Consider the following 20,676-nt stretch of genomic DNA (forward strand, 5'->3'; position numbering starts at 1 on the left):
TGCGTGCTCTGCGTGCTCTGCGTGCCTCATGATCCCCGCAGCTCCTTCGTGTCGACGCACTGCTGCTTCGTGGACGGTCCGATCCCGCCGTTCTTCGTCACCACGGTGAGCACGAAGCACGGCTTGTCCCAGGCCAGCGGCACATGGACGGTGATGCTGGAGCTTCCCCGCGCGAGCTCCTCCGTCTCCACGCCCTCGTACTCCTCGGGGAGGTTCTGCCAGGCGATCTTGATGTCGTCGTTCGACGTCATCCCCTCCGGCGTGCTCCAGCTGATCTTCACACTGCCCGGCGTGGTGCCGCGCTCCTTCTCGAGGACTGTCATCGAGATGTCCTTCGGAGGGTCCTGCGCGCCCGGCTTCCAGTCCTCGCTGGTCGTGGGGGCGGCGGTCGTGGGCTCCTCGGGCTCGATGAAGGTGCTGCGCACGACCGCCATCGTCCCCACCCCGATGCCCAGCACGAGCACGGCGGCGAGCGTCACCAGGGGCCACATGGGCCGGCGGCGCACGGGCGCTCCGGGCGCCACCGGCCCGGCGGCTCCGGGCGCCGCAGCAGCGGACGGTGCCCCGGATCCACCCGGCCCGGCCGATCCTCCGGCTCCCGCGGAGGCGCCGGACAGCGCCTCCGGCGCCGGCGAGGGACGCACGAGGGTGGTGTCGTCCCCCTGCCCGGGCGCGAGCGATCGGGACCGGGCGGGCCGCCCGCCGCCCAGCGCGGGGGCGACACCGGCGAAGGGATCCAGCACGCGCGACGACGGGGCGTCGGGGTCGACGGTGGAGACGCGGCGGATGTTCGTGTGCGCCTCGAGGTCTCCCTCCTCCGTGTGCTCGGGCGGGTGCTCGGGGCCGTGCTCGTCGAGCACGTCCATCTGCGTGATGGGCAGGGAGAGGGCCATCTCGACCTGCTGGAGGGCGCGGCCGAGGGCGAGCGCGGACTCGTAGCGGCTCGAGGGGTCCTTCGCCATCGCGACCGAGAGGGTCCGGTTCAGCATCTCCGGGACGTCCGGGCGGCTGAGCGGAGCGAGCGGCTCGGAGGAGATCCGGGCGATGAGATCGCTCGCGGTGTTCCCGCCGGCGCTGCGCTCGAAGGGGGTACGCGCGGCCAGCAGCGAGTACAGGGTCGCGGCGAGGGAGAACACGTCGCTGCGCTCGTCGGCGCTCGGCGGGTCCTCGAAGGCCTCCGGCGGGGACCAGGGGATCGACAGCCCGTGGCTGGACTCGGGCTCGAGGGCGTTGCCCGCGGCCACGGAGATCCCGAAGTCCGTGAGCGCCGGCCTGTTGTACTCGGTGACCAGGATGTTCGCGGGCTTGATGTCGCGGTGCAGGATGCCGGCGCGGTGCGCGGTCTCCACGGCGCCCGCGATCTGCACGCCCACGCGCAGCGCCTCGGCGACGGAGATGCGCTCGCGGCGGAAGCGCGCCCCGTAGTTCGGGCGCGGGCAGTACTCCATGACGATGCAGGCGCGGTGCTCCCTGGTCACCTCCGCCTGGTGGATGGTGACGATCGAGGGATGGGTCGACATGGTCGCCATCACGTTCGCCTCGGCGTCGAACTGTCGGCGCACGGCGTCGTCGAGGACGCTCGCGAGCAGCACCTTGATCGCGACGCTCCGCTGCGGGCGCAGCTGGCGGTACAGGTGGACGTCGGCGAAGCCGCCCGATCCCAGCAGGCGCTCGTACTCGTACCCCGCGAGCTGCGGCGGCGGGGCCGGCGGGCGGGGGCTCATGAGGGCCTCCCCAGCAGGGTGAGGACCACTCCGTCACCCAGGTCGAGGCGGTCCCCGTCGGCGAGGACGGGGCTCTGGCCCGAGCGCAGGCGCTGCGGCGCCTCGCCGGAGCGCAGCAGGGTGGTGCCGTTGGTGGTGCGCAGGTCCTCCGCGACCACGTGCCAGCCCTCGAGGCGCAGCGCGACGTGGGAGCGCGAGATGTCCTGCTGGGGGCTGGGGACGGTGATCAGCTGGGGGACGTCGTCGCCGCTCACGCGAGAGGCGCGGGGTCGGCGGCCGATGATCGCCGAGCGGTCGAGCAGGAACCGTCCGCCGGTGCTGATCTCGATCATCCCGAGCGGCGGGCGCGCCACGGTGCGCACTCCCCCGCGGATGCGGGCGCCGCACCAGCGGCAGGTCGTGGCCTCGGGCGGGTTCGCATGCCGGTTCTCGCAGACGGCACCGGGAAGGGTGACCGCCTGGGCGGGGGCGGTGGGCGCCTGGCCGATGGGCTGCGCAGGGGAGCCGGCCGAGGTCGCGGAGCGCGGCGGGGCCGCGGCATCCGACGGGGCACCATCACGACCGGTGCCGGTGCCCGGGAGTGCGGCGGGCGCGTTCGGGGCGTGCGCTCGCTCGGCGCCGGTGCGGGCCGCAGCGCGCGCCGCCTGCGCCACCTCGGGGGCGGTGCGTCGCATGCCGGGCACCCAGTCGATGAAGTCCCCGGACGATTCCCGTGGCTCGTCCCCTCCCATCGAGAGGGCGGGCTCGGGGCCGACGGGCTCGGAAGGCGCGCCGTCGGGCGTCGCCTCCTCGCTCGCGTCACCGGCGGCACCGGGGGCTTCGAGGTCGAGGGACTCGACGTCGAGCGTCGCCTCCGAGGCACGCTCGCCCTCCGCGGCGTCCCCGTCCTCGCCCGCGGCGCGGACCGCGGCCGCCTCGATGCTGCGGTGGAGGGTGCGCCCGAACAGGTCGTCGTAGGCGCTCCCGCCCTCGCCGATCACCGCGCCGAGGCCGCTCGCGCCGGCGGCCCGGGCGGGCCCCGGAGATGATTCCGCGTCGGTGGGGGCGGCGTCGGGCTCACGGGCGGCTGCGGCGGCGGAGGGATCGGGGTGCGGAGCGGGATCCGGGTGCGGAGGATCGGCGATCGGGACCGGCGAGGCACCGGGCTCAGGGGCGCCGGCCTGCTCCGCGGCGTCGGGGTCGATCGGTTCGACCCGCGTCACGGGTGCCGAGTCGGTCGCGGCCATCTCCGCGTGCGCCGGCACCTGGGCACCCTCGCCGGTCGGCGTCGGCGAGGGTACGGGTGCGGGGGCGGCTGGGGGTGCAGGTGCGGGCGCGGGTGCGGGCGACGGTGAGGATGTCGGGCCCGCCGTCGTCTCCGTCGCGCGCTGAGCGCTGCGCGCGGCACGGCGATCGAACAGCGAGGAGGTCACCAGCCTGGTCGAGCGGCCGGACGCGGGCGTCTGCGGAGGGTGCGCCGCAACGGGCTCGGCGGGCTCCGCGGATGCAGTGGCGGGCGCAGGCGTGGCCGCGGCGGGGTCCGACGCGGGTGCAGGGGTGGCTGCGGCGGGGTCCGGCGCGGGCGCGGATGCAGGTGCGGGCGCGGCCGACGATGCGGGCGCAGAGTCTGCCGACGCGGACGCAGGCGCCGCCGCCGAGGACGGCTGCTCGGACGTCCCAGCGTCGGCGGGCGGCGAGGCCTGGGCAGCGGCGGAGGGTGCGAAGAGGTCGTCGAACATGCTGGGCCCGGCAGGGGCCTCCGCAACGGCATTCCGTGCGGGCGATGACGAGGACCGCGAGCTCGACGGTGCGGACGCGGACTCCGCCCGCGCGGCGGACTCCTGCGCGCGGCGCTCCTCGCGCTCGCGCCTCTCCTTGTCGCGCGCCGCCTTGCGCTGCGCGGCGCGCTCCTTGGCGGCGGGGTCGAGGATGGAGCTGCCGTCGGCCTCGACCTGCTCGGCGAGCTGCGTGCGCGCCGCCTCCTCGAGCTCCGCGGGGTCGATGGTCATGAGCACGAACCCGCGGACGCGGCTCATGCCCTCGACGGATCTCAGCGCGGCGACCGGATCCTCCGCGGGCAGATCGCCGAAGGCGATCCGGTGCACGCCGTCGAGCTCGGTGATGACGGCGGGGCCCTCCTCGGTTCCCGCGAGCAGCTGCCGGCCCTCTGCCGTGTACACCGCGAGGGGACTCGTGCCGGTGAGACCGATCGTCCGGCGCGTGCCGTCGCCGAGCGCGAACAGCACCGGGGGCAGGCGGTCCTCGGTCTCGAACTCGCTGCCCGAGGCGAGGTCCCCGAGCAGGGCGTCGGCCGCCGGGGGCTCGCCGAGCACCCGCCATGCGGACGCGACCAGGGAGCTCTTGACGCCGGGGACGAGCAGCATCCAGCCGGCGGGCCGCACGACGAGCGTCGCGGGGCCGGGATTGAACCAGGTGCCGCGTCCCAGGAGCGAGGAATCCCCGCTCACTGCGATCGGTCCTCGGTCCCGTCGCCGTCCTGCGCGTCGTCCGTCCCGTCCGTCCCGTGCTGCGCGTCCTCGCCGCTGCTCCCCGCGGCGTCCGCACCGCGCGGGTGGGTGTCCTCCTCGACCTCGATGGCCGGCTGGGGCGCGCCACTCCCCCGCTGCTGGGCGTCGCCCGTGGAGAGCCCGACGAGCGCGGTCGCCTCGACGACCACGACGCTCACGTTGTCGTGCCCTCCGGCCTCGACGGCATCGCGCACGAACGCGCGGCTCAGGTCGTCGACGTCGGCGTCGCTGCGCAGGAGGCGCTCGATGGCCTCGTCGGAGATCTCGTTGGTGAGGCCGTCGGAGCACACGAGGATGCGGTCGCCCACCTCCGCGGGGATCAGCCAGAAGTCCGGATCCGGCTCCGCGCCCACCCCCAGGGCGCGGGTGATCATGTGCCGGTAGGGGTGCACGCGGGCCTCGGCATCGGTGAGGTCGCCGTGGTCGATGAGCTCCTGGACGACGGAATGATCCACGCTGACCTGCTCGAACAGCTCGCCGGAGAGGCGGTAGACGCGGGAGTCGCCCAGGTTCATGACCGCCCAGTAGCCCACGCCGTCCAGCACCATCGTCGCGACCAGTGCGACCGTGGTGCCCGCGCCGCGCTCGTCGTCGGCGCTGAGACCGCTGATGCGGGCTCCCGCCGAGCGCAGGGCGTCGCCGAGCTGCTCGATGGTCACGTTCTCCTGGACGGTGAGCTTCTCGAACTCCTCGACGGCGATCGCGCTCGCGACCTCACCGGCGTTGTGCCCGCCCATGCCGTCGGCGACCATGTGGATCGGGTGCGCGTCGAGCACGGAGTCCTCGTTGGTCTCTCGTACGCGGCCGACATCGGTCGCATGGGCGGAGACCACGCGGACGGTGCCGGGGAGGTCGGGATCGGTGAGGGATGCGTCGATCACTGGATGCGCTCCACGGTGAGGGTTCGGTCCCCGATCGACAGCGTGGCGCCATCGGGCAGGGACAGGGGCGAGTGCGGGTCGAGATCCTGGGAGGAGCCGTCGGCGAGGATCAGCGCCGAGCCGTTCGTCGAGCCGAGGTCCGTGACCTGCAGGCCCTCGACGGTGGCTTCGAGACGGAGGTGCGACTTCGAGACCGAGCGGGTCTCGTCCGCGAGGACGAGCCGTTCCTCCCCGGTCTCGGCCGCAGGGTTGCGCCCGAGCGTCGCGACGCCGCGCACCTCGTGCACGGAGCCGTCGTCGAGCAGCAGGCGGTAGCCAGGGCGGCGATCGCGGCGCGCGGGGACGACCCGGGTCGCCTCGACATCGCCGAGGTCCTCCGTCGGCTGCGTGAGACGCGTCGACTCGTCGAGGTCGGCGGGAGCGCCGACGGGCGCGGGCGTCGAGGACGGTGCCGGAGCCTGGGCCGGCGCGGGCGTCGGCGCCGACTGCACGGGCTCGGCCGCGGGCGCCGGAGAGCTCGTCCACGCAGCACTCGGATCGTCGCCGGAGACGGGCTGGGCGGACTCAGCTGGTCGCGCGGGCTCATCGGGCCCCGCGGGCTGCGCGGGGTCGACGGGCACTGCGAACTGCTCGGGCTGCACGGGCTCGATGGGCTGCACGGGCTCGGCGGGCTCGCTCGCCGCCGCGGCCGATCCCTCCGAAGGCGGGGCCCAGGGGTCGACGATCTCGTCGGCCTGTGCGCTGTGCGAGTCGGCCGGACGGGGGTCCGCGGGGGGTGAGTCGTCGGCGGCGGCCGGCGCAGGCGCGGATGACTCCTCGTGCGGTGCCGGGGGCGGCGGGGCCCAGGGCGAGGAGGTGATGATCGGCTCCTCCACCCGGTCGGACGACGGTGTGACGGGGCCCTGAGAGGCCCCGGGAGATGCCGCGGGGGCGTCCCATGACTGCTCGCGCGCACCATCGGGTGGCGAGCCCCACGCGGGCGAGGGCTGTGCCTGCGCCGGGGACGGCGCGGGCACCGGAGATCCCCACGCGGGCGGTGCAGGGGCGGCTGATGCGGCGGCCGGTGATGCGGCGCCGCCCTGCGACGTGCCGCCAGCCGGGCTCCCGTTCGCGGCCGGTTCCTCCCAGGCGGCACCGGGCTTCGCGGTGAGGTTCTCGCGCACGGACACCGGCACCGAGGGGTCACCGAGGTACTGGGCGGCGTCGGGCCGGGCGAAGTCGTCGGGCCGAGGGGCGTAGGGGTCGCGACCGGCGCGCGCGTCCACGAGGATCGTGCTGATCATGCGGTCGTGCAGGCCGCGCCCGTGGCGCTCGGGGTCGAGGAACGTCGTCAGCCCCGCGATCCAGGTGAGCAGCGCGAGCACCACGTACCGGGCCAGCGAGCGGCCGAAGCCGAGGGGTGCGCCGGTGTCCTCGCGCACGACCCGCAGGCCCATGATGAGGCCTCCGAGGGTGAAGCCACGGCTCCCCTGCAGCCACACGATCACGAGTGCGTAGGCGATCGGCAGGGCCGCGCCGAGGCCGGTCAGGATCGTCGCGAGCGTCGGATGCGACTGCAGGACCAGGAGGATCGTGCCGATCCACAGGGGCAGTGCGGTGATGCCCGCGATCACTCCGTCGATGATGAAGGCGAGCACGCGCTTGCCGGTGCCCGCAGGGGCGCAGCCGTCCAGCGGCGGTTCGAGGGGCGCGGGCCCACCGGGGTCGGCGGGTCGGTCCTGCGCCGGGGAGGGCGGCTGCCCCCACACGCCGGCGGGCTGCTGTGCGTCCATCCCACGATCGTACTGGGACCGTCCCCGCAGCGCCGTCCCGGCGGGATCCGGCGGCTCCGGGGCGCTGCTGCCCAGCAGCTGGATCTGATCGGAGTCCTCGGCGGGCGCGCTGTCCGCGGCCGCCTCGGCGCGCCGCCGGGGCGGCGCCGCCCAGGCGCCGGGTGCGTCGGTCGCGCGCTTCTCGTAGGGCGACTCCCGGTACCGGGCGCCGCACTCGCCGCAGAGGGCCGCACCGGCGCTCAGCAGTGCCCCGCAGGTGCTGCAGTAGCGGGGCGTCCCGCCCTGCGCGCCGGGCGGACCCCCGTGGCCTGCCTGGATGCTCATCATCGGTCCCTCCTGCGGCGCGGTCCGCGCCGTGCGCTCGATGTTCTGCGCCATGCACGGTATCTTTCCGCGGCCCCGTCCACGAACGATCGGCCCCTCCGCACGCCCCGCTCGAGGGCGCCGCGCAGGGCGAACGCGCCGCCTGTCCGGGATGCACGATCCGCGACGCTCCCCCTGCGGGAGTCCTCCGCGGAGCGCTGGGCGGATGCCGCTCGCAGCCGCTGCTCGGCGCGACGGTCCGCGCGACGCCGCGCCCGGAAGGAGCGCAGCGAGACCGCTGCGCGCGCCCGACGGTGCCAGGGCAGGTCCTCGGTCATCCGACGGCGCGCGGCGGCGACCGAGGCCCAGTAGGACTCGAGGTCGGACTCCGACGGGGCGTCGGGCGCGAAGGTCGCCCGATCGGCGCCGGAGGCCAGATGCCGCAGGTCCGCGGCCGCATCGGCGTCGAGCTCGGCGATGATCGCCTCGGCGGTCTCCTTCCTGGTGTCCGACGGCGCGCCGCGCCGTCCCAGGTCGGTGCGCAGATCCACGATCTCCCGCCAGCCTCCGTCGATGCGGTCCCCAGGGGCTCCGCGCAGCCTGCGGTGGCGTCGGCGCAGCACCTTCGCGCCGGCGATCGCGCCGAGCGTCGCGGCGACGAGCACGGCGAGCAGGCCCGTTCCGGAGACGTACCCGACCCACAGCGGGGCGGGCTCGGGCGGATCCGGCGGGTCCGGCTGGTCCTCGGCCGTGGCGCCCGGCGGGGGCGTCGGCGGGTCCGCGGGCGGCGGCGGGGGCTGGGGCACCTGCGGCTGAGGCTTGTCGGTGGTCTTCTGCTCGGGCTGGGTGAGGGTGTCGTCGTTGTCGGGAGCCGGATCGAACCGCTGCCAGTGGACGGTGTCGGATCCGGGCTCCTGGAAGGCGACCTCGACCCAGGCGGTGACGTCGTCGCCGGTGACGGTCGCGGTCCCCGCATCGGAGCCGGAGACCTCGAAGCCCATCACCACGCGGGCGGGGATCCCGATCTCCCGGGCGAGGACGGCGGTGAGGGCCGCGAACTGCTCCTCGTCGCCGATCCTGCCCTGCGGCATGGCGTCGGGCTCGGAGCGGTCGAAGCTCGGATCGTTGAGCATCGCGAGCAGGCGGGACTCCCCGTGACCGGAGAGCGAGGCCTGCTGGTCCTCGATGCCGTGGGAGTACTCGGCCTCGGTCTTGATGCCGACCATCAGGTTGCTCATGGTCGCGTAGTCGTTGGGGGCGTCGCTGGCCCACTCCTCGGCGGCCTGCTTGAACTTCGGGTCCAGCCCTTCGAGGGGCGGGAGCTCGTCCGCCACGCCGGCGGCGAAGCGCATCGAGTGCTGCGCGTCCTCGGACGCGCTCCTGTACGGCTCGTAGGTGACGTCGTAGCTGTCGCCCTCGCGCAGCGAGGACGAGTCCACGAGCGTCTGGGAGCGACGGTTGAGGAAGAGGGAGTCGCCCAGTCGCGCGGACCCCGAGGGCCGCTGCGCCGTCGGCTCCTGATCGGGGTCGACGCGATCGGTCGTGGTGCCCAGGGTGGGCATCCAGACCCCGTGGTAGCCGCCGATCGTGACCGTCGAGGTGCGCGCGTCTCCTCCCGACTGCGCGAGATCCACGGCGCCGGCGATCTTGAGGAACGCGCCCGAGGGCGAGTCCGCGCGGTTCGAGCCGGCGACGTCGTACACCTCGCGGTTGTAGTCGTCGAGGGTCGCCAGACGGATCTGCTCCCCGTCCTTCACGTTCGTGACGGTGAAGAGCTCCTCCTTGCGGCGGTTCTTGACGTAGCCGCGGAAGTCGGAGAGCGGGGAGACGTACTCGGCCGGGTCGAACTGCGGGGTGAGGCTGTCGCGCAGGGCGAAGCGCGCCGTGCCCGAGGGCGGGTCCAGTGCGGGGCTCGCGGCGCCGGTGATCGCGGCGGCGAGCAGCAGGATCACTCCCCCGCCGATCACGCGCCGTCGCAGCACGGGGTTGCCCCAGGAGCCCGCGCGCACGGTGTCGGAGATGATGGTGGAGCGCGAGGTGCGCAGGCGCGCGCTCTCGAAGCGCCAGCTCAGCCAGGCGAGGGAGAGCATCGCGAACAGCAGCCCGCGCAGCAGCGGGAGGGTGGCCTCCGCAGTGCCGAACACGACCGAGCACAGCAGCATCGCGCAGGGGAAGAGCCACGCGATCACGCAGCGGCGGGTGCGCAGCAGCACGGAGAAGCCCGCGGCGCCCAGCAGCAGCATGGGCAGCCAGACGACGCCCAGCACGCCGTTCCCGATGCCGATGGGCGGGCTGATGGTCAGCGCGCTCTTCCAGGTCGTCACGGGCATGCGCAGAAGCTCGAGAAGGGCCGACGGCGTGGGCAGCACGCCGAGGAGCGCGCGGTCCGGCACCACGAACGCCGCGCCCAGCGCGAAGTGCACGATCGCGATCGCGAGGGTCAGCAGCAGCGGTCCGAGGGACCAGCGGGCGCCGAGCAGGGCGATCACCAGCGAGAGGACGAGCGCCATCACGCCGGTCACGAGGTACCAGGGGCCTCCGAAGACCGAGTGGAACCCCAGCAGCGCGAGCAGGAACAGCGCGCCCAGCACGACCACGTCCACGACGCTCGCGCGCAGCGGGCGCTGCTCGCCCAGGGTCTCCTCGACCCCTCCGGTCGACGGTCGCCGCGGGGGCGGGGCCGTGGTCGTGGCAGATGCCTCCGGCGCCGGGTCCGTGCCCGACTCCGGGTTCGTGCCCGGCGACGAGGACCGTCGACCTCCGGGACCGGGCAGGTGCGCGGCGCTCATCGGCCCACCGTCCTCATCGCCATCGGCAGGTCCTCGATGCGCCCCAGGGTCACGAGCTCGAGACCGCCAAGGCGGGAGCGCCGCACCTCCGCGCCGTGTGCGCAGCGCACCGCGATGGGCAGCACGCCGGGCGGGAAGCGGGTCGCGGCCTGGTTGAGCTCGGTCGGGGTCGCCTGGGAGCCGACGACGAGGACGACGGCGGACGCGTTCGGGGCCTTGTCCGCGCAGGCCTGGCCGAGATCCCGCAGGGGGCGCCGGCCGCGCTGCGCCTCGAGCACCGTGTAGTCGTCCAGCAGTCGGCGCAGCGTGGCGGTCCGCTGGCGCCCGGCGGTGGTGAGGGCCGTGAGCTCCTTCTCCTCCCGCATCGTCTGCACGGAGACGGAGGCCGCGGCCGAGACGGCGAGCTCGAACTCGTCCTCGTCCTCGAAATCGGCGGCGCGGTCGGCGAGCGCGACGACCACGTGGGAGCGTCGGGTCTCCTCGAACTGGCGGACCATGAGCCTGCCGGTGCGGGCGGTCGTGCGCCAGTGGACGTGCCGGCGGTCGTCCCCCGGCGTGTAGTCGCGCAGGGCGTGGAAGGCGATGTCGGAGCTCGAGAGGTCCGACGAGGGGGTGCCCTCGAGGTCCCGCAGGAAGCCGCTCGCGGCCTCGTCGAGGCGGACTGTGCGCGGGTGCACGAAGAGCTCCTGCGCCTTCGCCCAGGTCACCTGGCGCCGCATGAGCGAGAGCGGATCGTCGCGCACGGAGCGCACGGGGCCGACCACGAGCACGGCACGACGCCGGGTGGGCACGGCGAACAGCTCCTCGTGAGCGGCCGAGGCGCCCAGGCGCGGCACCAGGAACTGGGCGCTCGCGCCGCCCACGGAGAGCTCGATCCGCGAGGGCAGGATCGTCTTCTCGGTCGGGTTGCGGACCTCGACCCGGCCGACAGCACGGGTGCCCACGACCACCCGATGGGACTGCAGGTCCAGGGTGATCGCGTAGGAGGTGCGGCCCAGCACGAACACGGCCGCGATCACGAGGGGCACGAGCAGGGCGAGCGCGAGCACGTTGAGCTCGGTGATGTGCAGCCGGAGCCCGAGGACCCCGGTCACCAGCACTGCCGCGAGCAGGGTCCAGCCCACGGGCGAGACCACGGCGAGCACGGGCTTCGCGCGCTTCCACGCGCGCTGCGCCGTGCGCCGTGCGCGTTCGAGGAGACCCGGCGCCGGCGCGTCGGTGTCCGCGACCTCGGCGGTCGCCGACGCCGGCCCGGGCGCCGACGACGGCGCGGGCGCGGGCGACGGCCCCGAGGGATCGCCCGGTGCTGCGACGGGCGACGCGGCCGGCGGGGGCGTCGAGGAGATGCGGGGAGGGATGCTCATGCGTTCGGGAGGCTCACGCGCTCTCTCGGCGGGCCTGCGGCGGGGCGACCTCGGAGAGGATCCTGCCCATGACGCTCGCGGCGGAGGCGCCGGCGAACTCGGCCTCGGGGTCCAGGACGAACCGGTGCAGCCAGACGGGCGCGATGAGCTCCTTGACGTCGTCGGGGACGACGTAGTGGCGGCCGTCGGCCGCGGCCCAGACCTTCACGGCGCGCATGAGGGCGAGGGCGCCGCGGATGGAGACGCCCACGCGGACCTCGTCGGCCAGGCGGGTCTCCTCCATGAGCCGGGAGACGTACTCGAGGACCGCGGGGTCCACGTGCACGGTGGAGGCGAGGGCGGTCATGTCGTCGACGGCCTGCAGGGAGATCTTCGGGCTCAGCTGCCGGCTGCGGTCGCGGATCGCGGATCCCTGGAGGATCTGCACGCTCGAGGCGTGGTCGGGATACCCCAGGGACGTCTTCATGAGGAAGCGGTCCAGCTGCGCCTCGGGCAGGCGGTAGGTGCCGGCCTGCTCGATGGGGTTCTGGGTGGCGATCACCAGGAACGGGGAGCCGACCTCATGGGTGACGCCGTCGACGGTGACCCGCCCCTCCTCCATCACCTCGAGCATCGAGGACTGGGTCTTCGGGGAGGCGCGGTTGATCTCGTCGGCCAGGACGATGTTCGCGAAGACGGGGCCCTTGTGGAACTCGAACTGCTTGGTGGCCTGGTCGTAGATCGTCACGCCGGTGACGTCGGAGGGCAGAAGGTCGGGCGTGAACTGGATGCGCGTCGACGTGCCCTGCACGGTCGCGGCGAGCGCGCGGGCGAGAGAGGTCTTCCCCGTGCCCGGCGCGTCCTCGAGCAGCACGTGCCCGGAGGCGAGCATCGAGGTGAGCACGAGGCGCACCACGTCGCTCTTGCCCAGGACGGCCTGGCCGACGCTCTGGACGAGCTTGTCGAAGGTCTCGGCGAACCAGCTCGCCTGTTCGGGGGTCATGCTCACGTGGGGTCTCCGATGGTGCGGGATGGGATGGGGACTGAAGGGCGGGGTTCGTGCGTCACTTATCGGGCTCCGTGATCGTCGCGACCTTCTTCCCGTCGAGCAGGACGTCGAACTTCTTGCCCGGATAGCCGTGGAAGTACTGATGGGTGCTGGTGAACCGCCCCTGACCATCAGCAGGGATCTCCTTCGGAAGGGAGCTCGCCCCCTCGGACCACTTGCTGTCGGTCTCGTACTCGTAGAAGTCGAGCTGGTACTTCTTTCCCGGCTCCAAGTTCTCGAGGCTGAAGCTGAACCAGCGGCAGCTGCCGTTCTCGCAGCCGGTCTCTCCCGAGGCGCCACCCTTGCCCTCCCACTGGGGTTCGCCCGACAGCTTCGGGGTGGGCGACTTCGCGGTCGCGGAGTCGGAGGTGGTGCCGCTGACGAGCTTCTCGCTGTTCACGACGCGCGCATCGACGGTGTACTTCGTGCCGCCCTTCGCTCCGACCTGCGGATCGCCGCCGCCGGCGCCGAGGTCCTTCCAGCCGCCGCCGTTCACGCGGTACTGGACTGTGCTCACGCCGACCCCGCCGCCGCCGTTGGCCCTGATCTTCGCGGTCACGGGGCAGGAGGTGCCGCTGCAGTTCGCGGCGCTCATCGACACCGACGGTGCATCCGGCTTCGTGTACGGGCGCACGGCGCTCGAGGCCTTCGAGAGCTCGCTCTCGCCGCCCGCGAAGCGGTTGTACGCCTGCACGGTGAACGTATAGTCCTTCCCGTTCTCCAGCCCGTCGATCGTCACGGAGTCCTTCGAGGCGTCCACGGTCCGCGGCTCGCCGCCGGGCCAGCGCACCATGTAGTGGTCGATCGGCGTGCCGCGCCCGTCCGCCTTCTTCCAGGAGACCGTGACGCGGCCGTTGGGCCCGCTGCCCGTGTGGGCGTCGGGGAGGGAGGCCGTCACGCCCGTGGGGGCCTTCGCCTTCGCGTACGCCGTGACCGGGTTCGAGGCCGCCGAGGCCCCTGTCCCCTTCCCTACGGAGTTCGTGCCCGTGTAGGTGAACGTGTACTCCGTGTTGCGGTCCAGGTCGTCGAAGCGACCGGAGGTCTTCCCGTCCTTCGTGGTGATGGTCTTCTCGGCACCGCCGCCCTTCCCGGGATGGGCGGTGACGGTGTACGAGGTGACCTTCTCGCCGTTCTGCTCGTCCTCGGTCATCGCCGGCCACTTCACCAGGACGGTGCCGCCCAGTTCGTCTTCGAAGCGCGTCGCGGTGATCTTCCCTGACGGTTTCTTGGGCTTGCCCGCAGGGTGCTCCGCCGACGACCGCTCGGACCAGTCGGAGGGCTCGTCGGCCTTGTTCTTCGCGCGGACGCTGAAGGTGTAGTCGACGCCGTTGGTCAGCCCGTCCACGGTGGTGCTGGTGCTCCCGCCCTCGACCGGGATCGACCTCGTGGAACCGTCCGCGCCGATCATCTGCAGCACGTACTCGCTGATGGGCGAGCCGTGGTTGACGGGCTTCGTCCAGGACACCTGGAGCTTCCCGTCGCCGCGCTTCACGCGCGGAGCCTCGGGCTTCTCCGGCTTCACGTCGGGACGGGCCTTCGCCGAGGCGGCCGACGGCTCCGACGTCCCCACGTCGTTCGTCGCGGCGACGGTGAAGGTGTACTCGGTGTCGTTGGTGAGTCCGCTGATCTTGCAGGTCGTGCTCTCGCACTGCGTGGACTTCCCACCGCCGGCGGGCTTCACCGTGTACCCCGTGATCGGGGCGCCGTTGTCGTTCCCCGGCTCGAATCCGAGCACCACGTACCCGTCGCCGGTCTCCTCGATACGAGGTGCCGAGGGGGAATCCGGCTTGCCGCGCACGTTGACGCGGATGGTGCCCGTGTCCTGCCGGTCGGGATCCTTGGTGGCGTCCTGGATGGTGTAGCTGACGGTGGCGACGCCGTGGAAGTCGGCGCCGGGCGCCAGCGTCACCGCGTCGTCCGTGTGGTCCACGTCGATCGTGCCGGCCTTCGCCTTCGCGTCGACGATGGTGACGGGCTTGCCCAGGGGCTCGGTGTCGTTCGCGGTGGGGCGCACGGTCTTCGTGTCTCCCGCGTCGATGTCGTAGGTGTCCTCCTGGGCGGACGGGAGCGGCTCCCGGGAGCCGGTGACCGTGCCGCTGATCTCGGCCTTCACGGGGTCGTTGGTGCCGTCGGAGACGGAGACGGGCACCGAGAACTTCGTGCCCTTGGCGACGTCGGCATCGGCCTGGGCGCTCACCACTCCCTCGGGGCTGACCTCGACGCTGATGCCGTCCACTCCGGTCTCGCCGGTGGACTCGAACGTGAGGGCGTCTCCCTCGGGGTCGTCTGCGGTCCGGGCGAGGTCGACCTGGCGGGCGTCGCCGCCCTGCTCGACCTCGAGGTCGGTCCCCTGGATCGACGGCGGCCTGTTGTCCTTGGACTCGACCGTGACCGGGATCGACAGCATGCCCACGGCAGCGGTGTCGTCGCCGCGCGGCCCGTCGGTGACCTCGGCGGTGATCGTGTCCTCGCCGGAGTAGTCGTCGGCCGCGCGGTACACGAGGGTGTGCTCGTCCGCGACGAGGCTGTCGCCGTTCGCGTGCTTCGCCTTCACGGTGGCGGTATCGGTGATGACGGGGGCCTGGCCGCCAGGTCGCACGCGCACGTTGTCCGTGTCGTCGAGCGGGATCTTCGCCTCCGTCCCGGCCTGGACGGTGATGGGCTCGCCGACCCAGGTGGGGGCCTGCTTCGAGGTGCCCGGCACCCAGATGTAGCCGGCCGCGGAATGGTCGTCGAGGTCGGTGGCGGTGTAGCGGATCCGGAAGGGCTCCTCCCGCGGGGTGACGCGCACGATCCCGCGGTCCTCGTCGACGATCTGCACGCCCTCGGGGCTGCCGTCGATCGCGAGCTCGAGGTCCTTCACGCTGCCGTCGGGGTCGACGTCGTTCGCGAGGGCGTCGACGTCCACGTGGTCGCTGCTCTCGTCGAGCACCTCCGCGGCGGGGACGAAGTCGTCGGTGACGATCGGAGCGCGCTCCTCGGCGTCCTCCTTCACGGTCAGCAGGATGCTGGCCTCGTCGGAGAGGGATCCGTCGCTCGCGCCGTACCTGATGGTGTACGTGCCGAGCTCCTCCGGCGTCACCATGTCGACGGAGGCCGAGCCCTTCGCCTGGTCCTCGTCGAGGTCGACGGATCCGTCCTCGGACTTCACGAGGTCCCGGTCGATGCTGAGCGGCGCCCCCTCGGGGTCGGTGTCGTTCTCCAGCGGGAAGACCTGCAGCTTGCGGCCCGGCTTGGCCTCGACCGTGTCGTCCTCGGCGATGGGGTACTGATTGGTCTCGGTGCGGGCGGCGATGCCGATCTTCACCTCGGCCGTGCCGACGGCGCCCTGGCGGTCCATGACCTGGTAGCGGAAGGTGTCCGTGCCCGAGGCGTCGTCATCGGCCACGTAGTCGATCCACTCCCCGGACGCGGAGGTCACGCGTCCCTTGCTCGGGGCGTCGCCGGTGACTCCCGTGAGGATCACGGAGTCGCCGTCGGGATCGACGCCGCTGAGGCTCACGGGGATGCGCACCGTGCTCCCGGCGACGGTGCGCGCGGTGAGGTTCTGCGGCGCGGGGCGCTCGTTGCTGGCGTCGTCCGGGACCACGGTGATCCGCAGGCGCGCGGAGGCCGAGCGCCCGGTCTCGTCGGTGGCGGTGTAGGACAGGGAGGTCTCGCCCTTGGCATCGGGCTTCGCGGTGAAGCGGACCTTGTCCTGATAGGTCTCGAGCGTCCCCATGTCCTCCGCGTCGTCGGCGTCGCGGAAGTCGCCGCCGAGCGCGAGGTCGGAGTCGATCGGGGAGGTGTCGTTGGCGAGGACGTCGGCCGTCACCAGGTCTCCCGCCCGCACGGTCACCTCGTCGTTGACGGTCTTCGGCTCGGCGAACTGGCTGTCGGTCTTCACGACCATGGTCTGGACCGTGCCCTCGACCTCGCCGGCCTGGTTGGCGACGGTGTAGGAGATCGGGACGGGCTCGCCGTCGGTCTCGGCATCGGGATCCGCGGTGATCTTGATCAGGTGGTGGTCGAGCACGCGCGCATCGACGCCGCTGCCGTCGGGCACCGACACGGAGTCGACGACCAGCACTCCCCCGGTCGGGTCGACGTCGTTCTCGAGCGGGTCGACGAGGGTGGACCCGCCGGCCGTGACCATGCCGAGGTCGTCCACGGCGACGGGCTTCTCGGCCTCGGCGCTCGGGTCGGCGACGTCCACGCGGATGAGCCCGTCGGCGCTCTGCGTGCCGCCGACGATCGTGTAGTCGAGGTAGTAGGTGCCGGCCGTCCTGCCGGTGACGGAGACGGTGCCGGCGTCGAGGTCCTTCTCGATGTCGAGACCGTCCCCGCCGCCCTCGAGGGAGACCTCTGCGAGCTCGAGCTTGTCGCCCGAGGGGCTCAGGTCGTTCTCCAGCGGTTCGAGGTCGACGGCGCTGCCGGCGACGACCTGGGTGTGGTCGGCCGTGGTGATCGGTGCGAGGTCCTCGTCCTGGACGACTTCCACCTTGAGTTCGCTCTCGAACTCCTGGCCCTTGTCGTCGCGCAGGGTGAGGGAGATGGACTTCTCCCCGTCCTCGAGGCCCGCGTCGGTGTAGCTGACCACGCCGTCCGGGGTGAAGGTGACGCTGTCCTGCGGCTCGACGCTGGCTCCGGCGAGGTAGAAGTCGTCGCCGTCGGGATCACGGTAGTAGGGCAGGATGTTGAAGCTGAAGCTGCGCCCGGACCGGATCTTCATCTTCGGCGTCTCGTCCTGGGCGAGCTCGGGCGGGGCGTCGTCCTGCTCTCCCCGGACCGTGAGGGTCGCGACGGACTCCGCGGTGCCGCCCCGGCCGTCGGAGACCGTGTAGACGATCTCCTTCTTCGTCCCGGGCTTCGCGTCCTCGGGGACGTCGATCTGCAGTTGGGTGCCGCCCCGGATCGGGGTCACGCGCCCCAGGTCGCTCTCGGCCTTCTTGGGCTTCGCGGTGAGGACGTCGCCGTCGGGGTCGGTGTCGTTGCGCAGCACGTCCAGCACGGTGCTGGATCCGGGTCGCACGCCCATCTCGTCGGGGTTCGCCACCGGGTCGCGGTTGTCCTCCTTGCGGTCGTAGTCGAGGTTCGCGACCGTGGAGGTCTTGGTCTCCTTCTCCTCCTGCTTGCGGTCGTCCTTCTTGATGTCCTGGGTGACGACCCAGTCGTCGACCAGCGTCATGTCCTGGGAGATCATCCAGGACAGCCCGCTCTCCTGGTCGTTGAGGACGACGAGGTCCCCGTTGACGCGCAGGGCGAGGTCGCTCTCGTCGCGGGCGTCCTCGATCGTGTCGGCCTTCACCTCCCCGCCGCAGACGCGCACGTAGCGCAGGGACCCGTTCCACGCCCCGTAGGCGCAGCCGCCGACCTGCGCGGGCGCCACGGGCTCCCCGTTCCCGCCGGACGGGTGGTGCTGCGCCTTCCCGGCCGAGCCGCTGAGCGGGATCTGGTAGAGCGTGTCCGTGGTGGCGAGGACGACGTCGTCGGACTCGGGGCCCGGCTGCTGGAGCTCGGCGCCCTGGACGCTCGCGGTGGATGCCCCGAGGTCCTTGAGCGCGACCGTGGTCTTCGCGTCCTCGCCGATGTGCAGCCGGCCGTGGCCGGTCTCGGTGTCGAGCACGACGGGCGTCTCGCCGACGGTGGTGAGGGAGACCGCGTCCTCGCTGCTCGAGAGGTCGTCGATGGTCCCGACTTTCTCGGGCTTCTCCGCACCCACGTCGAGGGTGCGCGGGATCTTGTACAGCTGCTTCCCGTCGAGCACGAAGACGGTCCCGGAGTCGGTGACGGCGATCTGCGCGTTCTCGTCCTCCGCGGTGAGCAGCGGCTTCTGCCCCGTCGCGGAGAAGGAGGAGATCTGGGCTGCGTCGGCGACCCAGACGCGTCCCCCGGTGCCGATGATGCCGACGCGGTCGGATCCGAGATCCACCTCGGGGTCCAGGCCGAGGTCGATGTTGCCGGTGCGCTCCACGGTGGCGGTATCGATGGGGATGATGCCCTTCGGACCGGTGACCATCACGTGGTATCCGTCCTGCAGGACGTCGAGGTCGTCGCCGTCGATGGCTTCGCGGCCGTCGAACTCCCGGGCATCGACGTTGAGGCGCCCCAGGAGGTGCTTCTGGGAGTTGGTCACCCACACGGCACCGTTGTTGACGGTGACCTCGGCGGAGGCGAGTCCGTCGAAGCGCACGGCGCAGATGGTGACGACGAGCGCGAGAACGGCCAGGACGGCGCTGGAGATGAGGGTGCGCCGGCGTCGTCGGCCCGTCATCGCGAATGCCACGTGCAGCTCCCCTGCCCCTCATGCCGCGCTGCCCGAGGCGGTCCCGGAGCGCGACAGCCCCCTGCAAGACTCGTCGGTACGAGGGCGCTCAGCTCCCGGCGTCGATCGGTCGGGTCGCCGTGCGGACGCGGCGGTGCCGGCGTCCTTCGGCGTGGAGTGCCCGGAGTGATGCTACCGGCAGGTCGGACTGAGGCCAATGCCCGGGCATGAATGTGGAGTGGCGAGCGGGCGACGATGCGCCCGGACCCTGACGTGCCCGCGACGCAGCACGAGCTGACCTCAGAGGTCGCTCAGGTATCGCGGTCGACGAGTCCTCGTGTGAAGTCGATCAAAGCGCGGCGAGCGGGGACGTCCGGCAGTGCGCCGAGGATCTCGATGGCCTCGCCGACGAGCGCATGGGCCATGTCGAGGGTGGTCTCGAGGGAAGGGTCCTCGCGGAGGAGGCCGACGAGCGCAGCGAGGTCATCGTCGTCGCTCAGGTCCCCGTCGAGCCGGTCGACGATGTCCCGCGTCCGCGCGTCCGGATTCTCCTGAAGGCGCCTGCGGATCAGCAGCGTCGGCATCGTGGGGACGCCCTCGCGCAGATCCGTGCCCGGGTTCTTCCCGGAGGTCTGGGAGTCGCTGCGGAGATCGAGGACGTCGTCTGCGAGCTGGAAGGCGACGCCCGCCTTCTCCCCGTACGCACGCATGACCGAGGCGACCTCGTCCCCAGCGCCTGAGGTGAGCGCACCGATCTCCCCGGCGACGGAGAGCAGCGATGCGGTCTTGTCGGAGAGGACGGAGAGGTAGTGCTCGAAGGGGTCGGCATCCTCGGCGGGACCGACGGTCTCGTGCAGCTGGCCGAGGCACAGGCGCTCGAAGGTATGGGCGTGAAGGGCGACGATATCGGCGCCGAGCTTCGCACTCAGGGCGCTCGCACGGGCGAACAGGAAATCCCCGGTGAGGATGGCGACCGAGTTGCCCCAGACCTCGTGGGCGCTCGCGGTCCCTCTCCGCGTGGGCGCCGAGTCCATGACGTCATCGTGATAGAGCGAGGCCAGGTGCGTCAGTTCGACGAGGGTGCCGGCGTCGATCACGGCGTCGTCCTCGATGTCGCCCATCGAGGCTGCCAGGAGCACCACCAGGGGGCGCAGTCGCTTGCCGCCGGCGTCCATGAGGTGGCGGGACGTCCAGGACATCATGTCGTCGGAGACCGCGACGGTGTCCGTCAGCCTCTTCTCGACGCGCGCGAGGCCGGAGAGCACCGCTCCTGCGAGTTCGTCGTCGACGTCAGGGAGTGACGAGAGGGCAGATTCCACGATTCGTCCTCTCGCACGGGGTCACGGCCACGGGTCCCCACGCTCGCGAGGACCCTCACGATTCTAGCCCCGGGGGCATCGGAGCAACCACCTTCAGCCTCCCGGCATGCACCACACCACACACGCACGACGGGGCTCGCCCGCCTGTTCTCAACGCGGACCTCACGCCGGCTCGAGAACACGCTGGGGCTGCACCAGGGCGTCCAGCCCGCCGTGGAGCCGCCGGCTCCGGATCAGACGCATCGGTGGCTCGCGGAGAGACGGGAACCAGCCGGAGACATGGGAACGTATGGGTGCGGAAAAGGGTTGTGGCTCGTCACCGCGCTCCACCCGAACCCGATCACTCGAGTCCAGGGAGCTGCTCGTGACGAGCCACAACCCTCATTCACCAAGGAATGTCCGGCGGCGTCCTACTCTCCCACACCCTCCCGAGTGCAGTACCATCGGCGCAGAAGGGCTTAGCTACCGGGTTCGGAATGGAACCGGGCGTTTCCCCAACGCTATGACCGCCGTAACACCATGAGACACCACCAGCCCACCACACCCCCACACACAAAGAGGGGTGCGCGGGGTTGTTTCCCGAGAACCACACAGTAGACGCGAGCACAGCACACAACTCTTAAACTTTTGTGTTGATAAGTCATCGGCCATTAGTACCAGTCAGCTCCACACATTACTGTGCTTCCACATCTGGCCTATCAACCCAGTCATCTCCTGGGGGCCTCCCACACCACAAGGGTGCACGG

The 20,676-nt window shown here is 72.2% G+C and carries 9 protein-coding genes and 2 rRNA genes; all 11 read right to left on the minus strand.

The genetic code is table 11. The annotated features are described in order from the left end of the window. Window positions 1–26 precede the first annotated feature (26 nt). The gene (locus MHY49_RS01715) at window positions 27–1,724 is read right to left on the minus strand and encodes a serine/threonine-protein kinase (protein WP_239202093.1); all 1,698 of its coding nucleotides are present in this window, start codon (window positions 1,722–1,724) and stop codon (window positions 27–29) included. Further along, window positions 1,721–4,171, minus strand: a complete 2,451-nt coding sequence (locus MHY49_RS19265; protein ID WP_239202094.1) for an FHA domain-containing protein — start codon at window positions 4,169–4,171, stop codon at window positions 1,721–1,723. The genes MHY49_RS01715 and MHY49_RS19265 overlap by 4 nt, the downstream gene beginning before the upstream one ends. Beyond that, window positions 4,168–5,112 (minus strand): protein phosphatase 2C domain-containing protein, encoded by a 945-nt coding sequence (locus MHY49_RS01725; RefSeq protein WP_239202096.1) that lies wholly within the window; start codon window positions 5,110–5,112, stop codon window positions 4,168–4,170. Before MHY49_RS01725 ends, MHY49_RS19265 begins: the two co-directional genes overlap by 4 nt. After that, window positions 5,109–7,262 (minus strand): RDD family protein, encoded by a 2,154-nt coding sequence (locus MHY49_RS01730; protein WP_239202098.1) that lies wholly within the window; start codon window positions 7,260–7,262, stop codon window positions 5,109–5,111. The genes MHY49_RS01725 and MHY49_RS01730 overlap by 4 nt, the downstream gene beginning before the upstream one ends. Further along, window positions 7,208–9,976 (minus strand): transglutaminaseTgpA domain-containing protein, encoded by a 2,769-nt coding sequence (locus tag MHY49_RS01735; RefSeq protein WP_239202099.1) that lies wholly within the window; start codon window positions 9,974–9,976, stop codon window positions 7,208–7,210. The genes MHY49_RS01730 and MHY49_RS01735 overlap by 55 nt, the downstream gene beginning before the upstream one ends. Further along, entirely contained in the window at window positions 9,973–11,340 is a 1,368-nt protein-coding gene (locus MHY49_RS01740) for a DUF58 domain-containing protein (RefSeq protein WP_239202100.1), read from the minus strand. The genes MHY49_RS01735 and MHY49_RS01740 overlap by 4 nt, the downstream gene beginning before the upstream one ends. A gap of 13 nt (window positions 11,341–11,353) precedes the next feature. Next, window positions 11,354–12,328: a MoxR family ATPase gene (locus MHY49_RS01745; RefSeq protein WP_239202101.1), complete on the minus strand. Its 975-nt coding sequence runs from the start codon at window positions 12,326–12,328 to the stop codon at window positions 11,354–11,356. Between the two features lie 55 nt (window positions 12,329–12,383). Then, the gene (locus tag MHY49_RS01750; RefSeq protein WP_239202102.1) at window positions 12,384–18,632 is read right to left on the minus strand and encodes an Ig-like domain-containing protein; all 6,249 of its coding nucleotides are present in this window, start codon (window positions 18,630–18,632) and stop codon (window positions 12,384–12,386) included. A gap of 290 nt (window positions 18,633–18,922) precedes the next feature. Beyond that, window positions 18,923–19,930: a polyprenyl synthetase family protein gene (locus tag MHY49_RS01755; protein WP_239202103.1), complete on the minus strand. Its 1,008-nt coding sequence runs from the start codon at window positions 19,928–19,930 to the stop codon at window positions 18,923–18,925. 397 nt (window positions 19,931–20,327) lie between these two features. Continuing rightward, window positions 20,328–20,444: ribosomal RNA gene (gene rrf / locus MHY49_RS01760) — 5S ribosomal RNA — on the minus strand. Window positions 20,445–20,561: 117 nt separating this feature from the next. Further along, a 23S ribosomal RNA gene (locus tag MHY49_RS01765) occupies window positions 20,562–20,676 on the minus strand; the annotation flags it as partial.

The organism is Brachybacterium sp. ACRRE (assembly GCF_022346485.1).
GTDB classification, from domain to species: Bacteria; Actinomycetota; Actinomycetes; order Actinomycetales; family Dermabacteraceae; genus Brachybacterium; species Brachybacterium halotolerans.

Bases quoted from the DNA above. Each gene is read 5' to 3' on its own strand.
- MHY49_RS01730 (WP_239202098.1), bottom strand. From the start codon at position 7,262: ATGGCGCAGAACATCGAGCGCACGGCGCGGACCGCGCCGCAGGAGGGA.
- MHY49_RS01715 (WP_239202093.1), bottom strand. From the start codon at position 1,724: ATGAGCCCCCGCCCGCCGGCCCCGCCGCCGCAGCTCGCGGGGTACGAG.
- MHY49_RS01735 (WP_239202099.1), bottom strand. From the start codon at position 9,976: ATGAGCGCCGCGCACCTGCCCGGTCCCGGAGGTCGACGGTCCTCGTCG.
- MHY49_RS01740 (WP_239202100.1), bottom strand. From the start codon at position 11,340: ATGAGCATCCCTCCCCGCATCTCCTCGACGCCCCCGCCGGCCGCGTCG.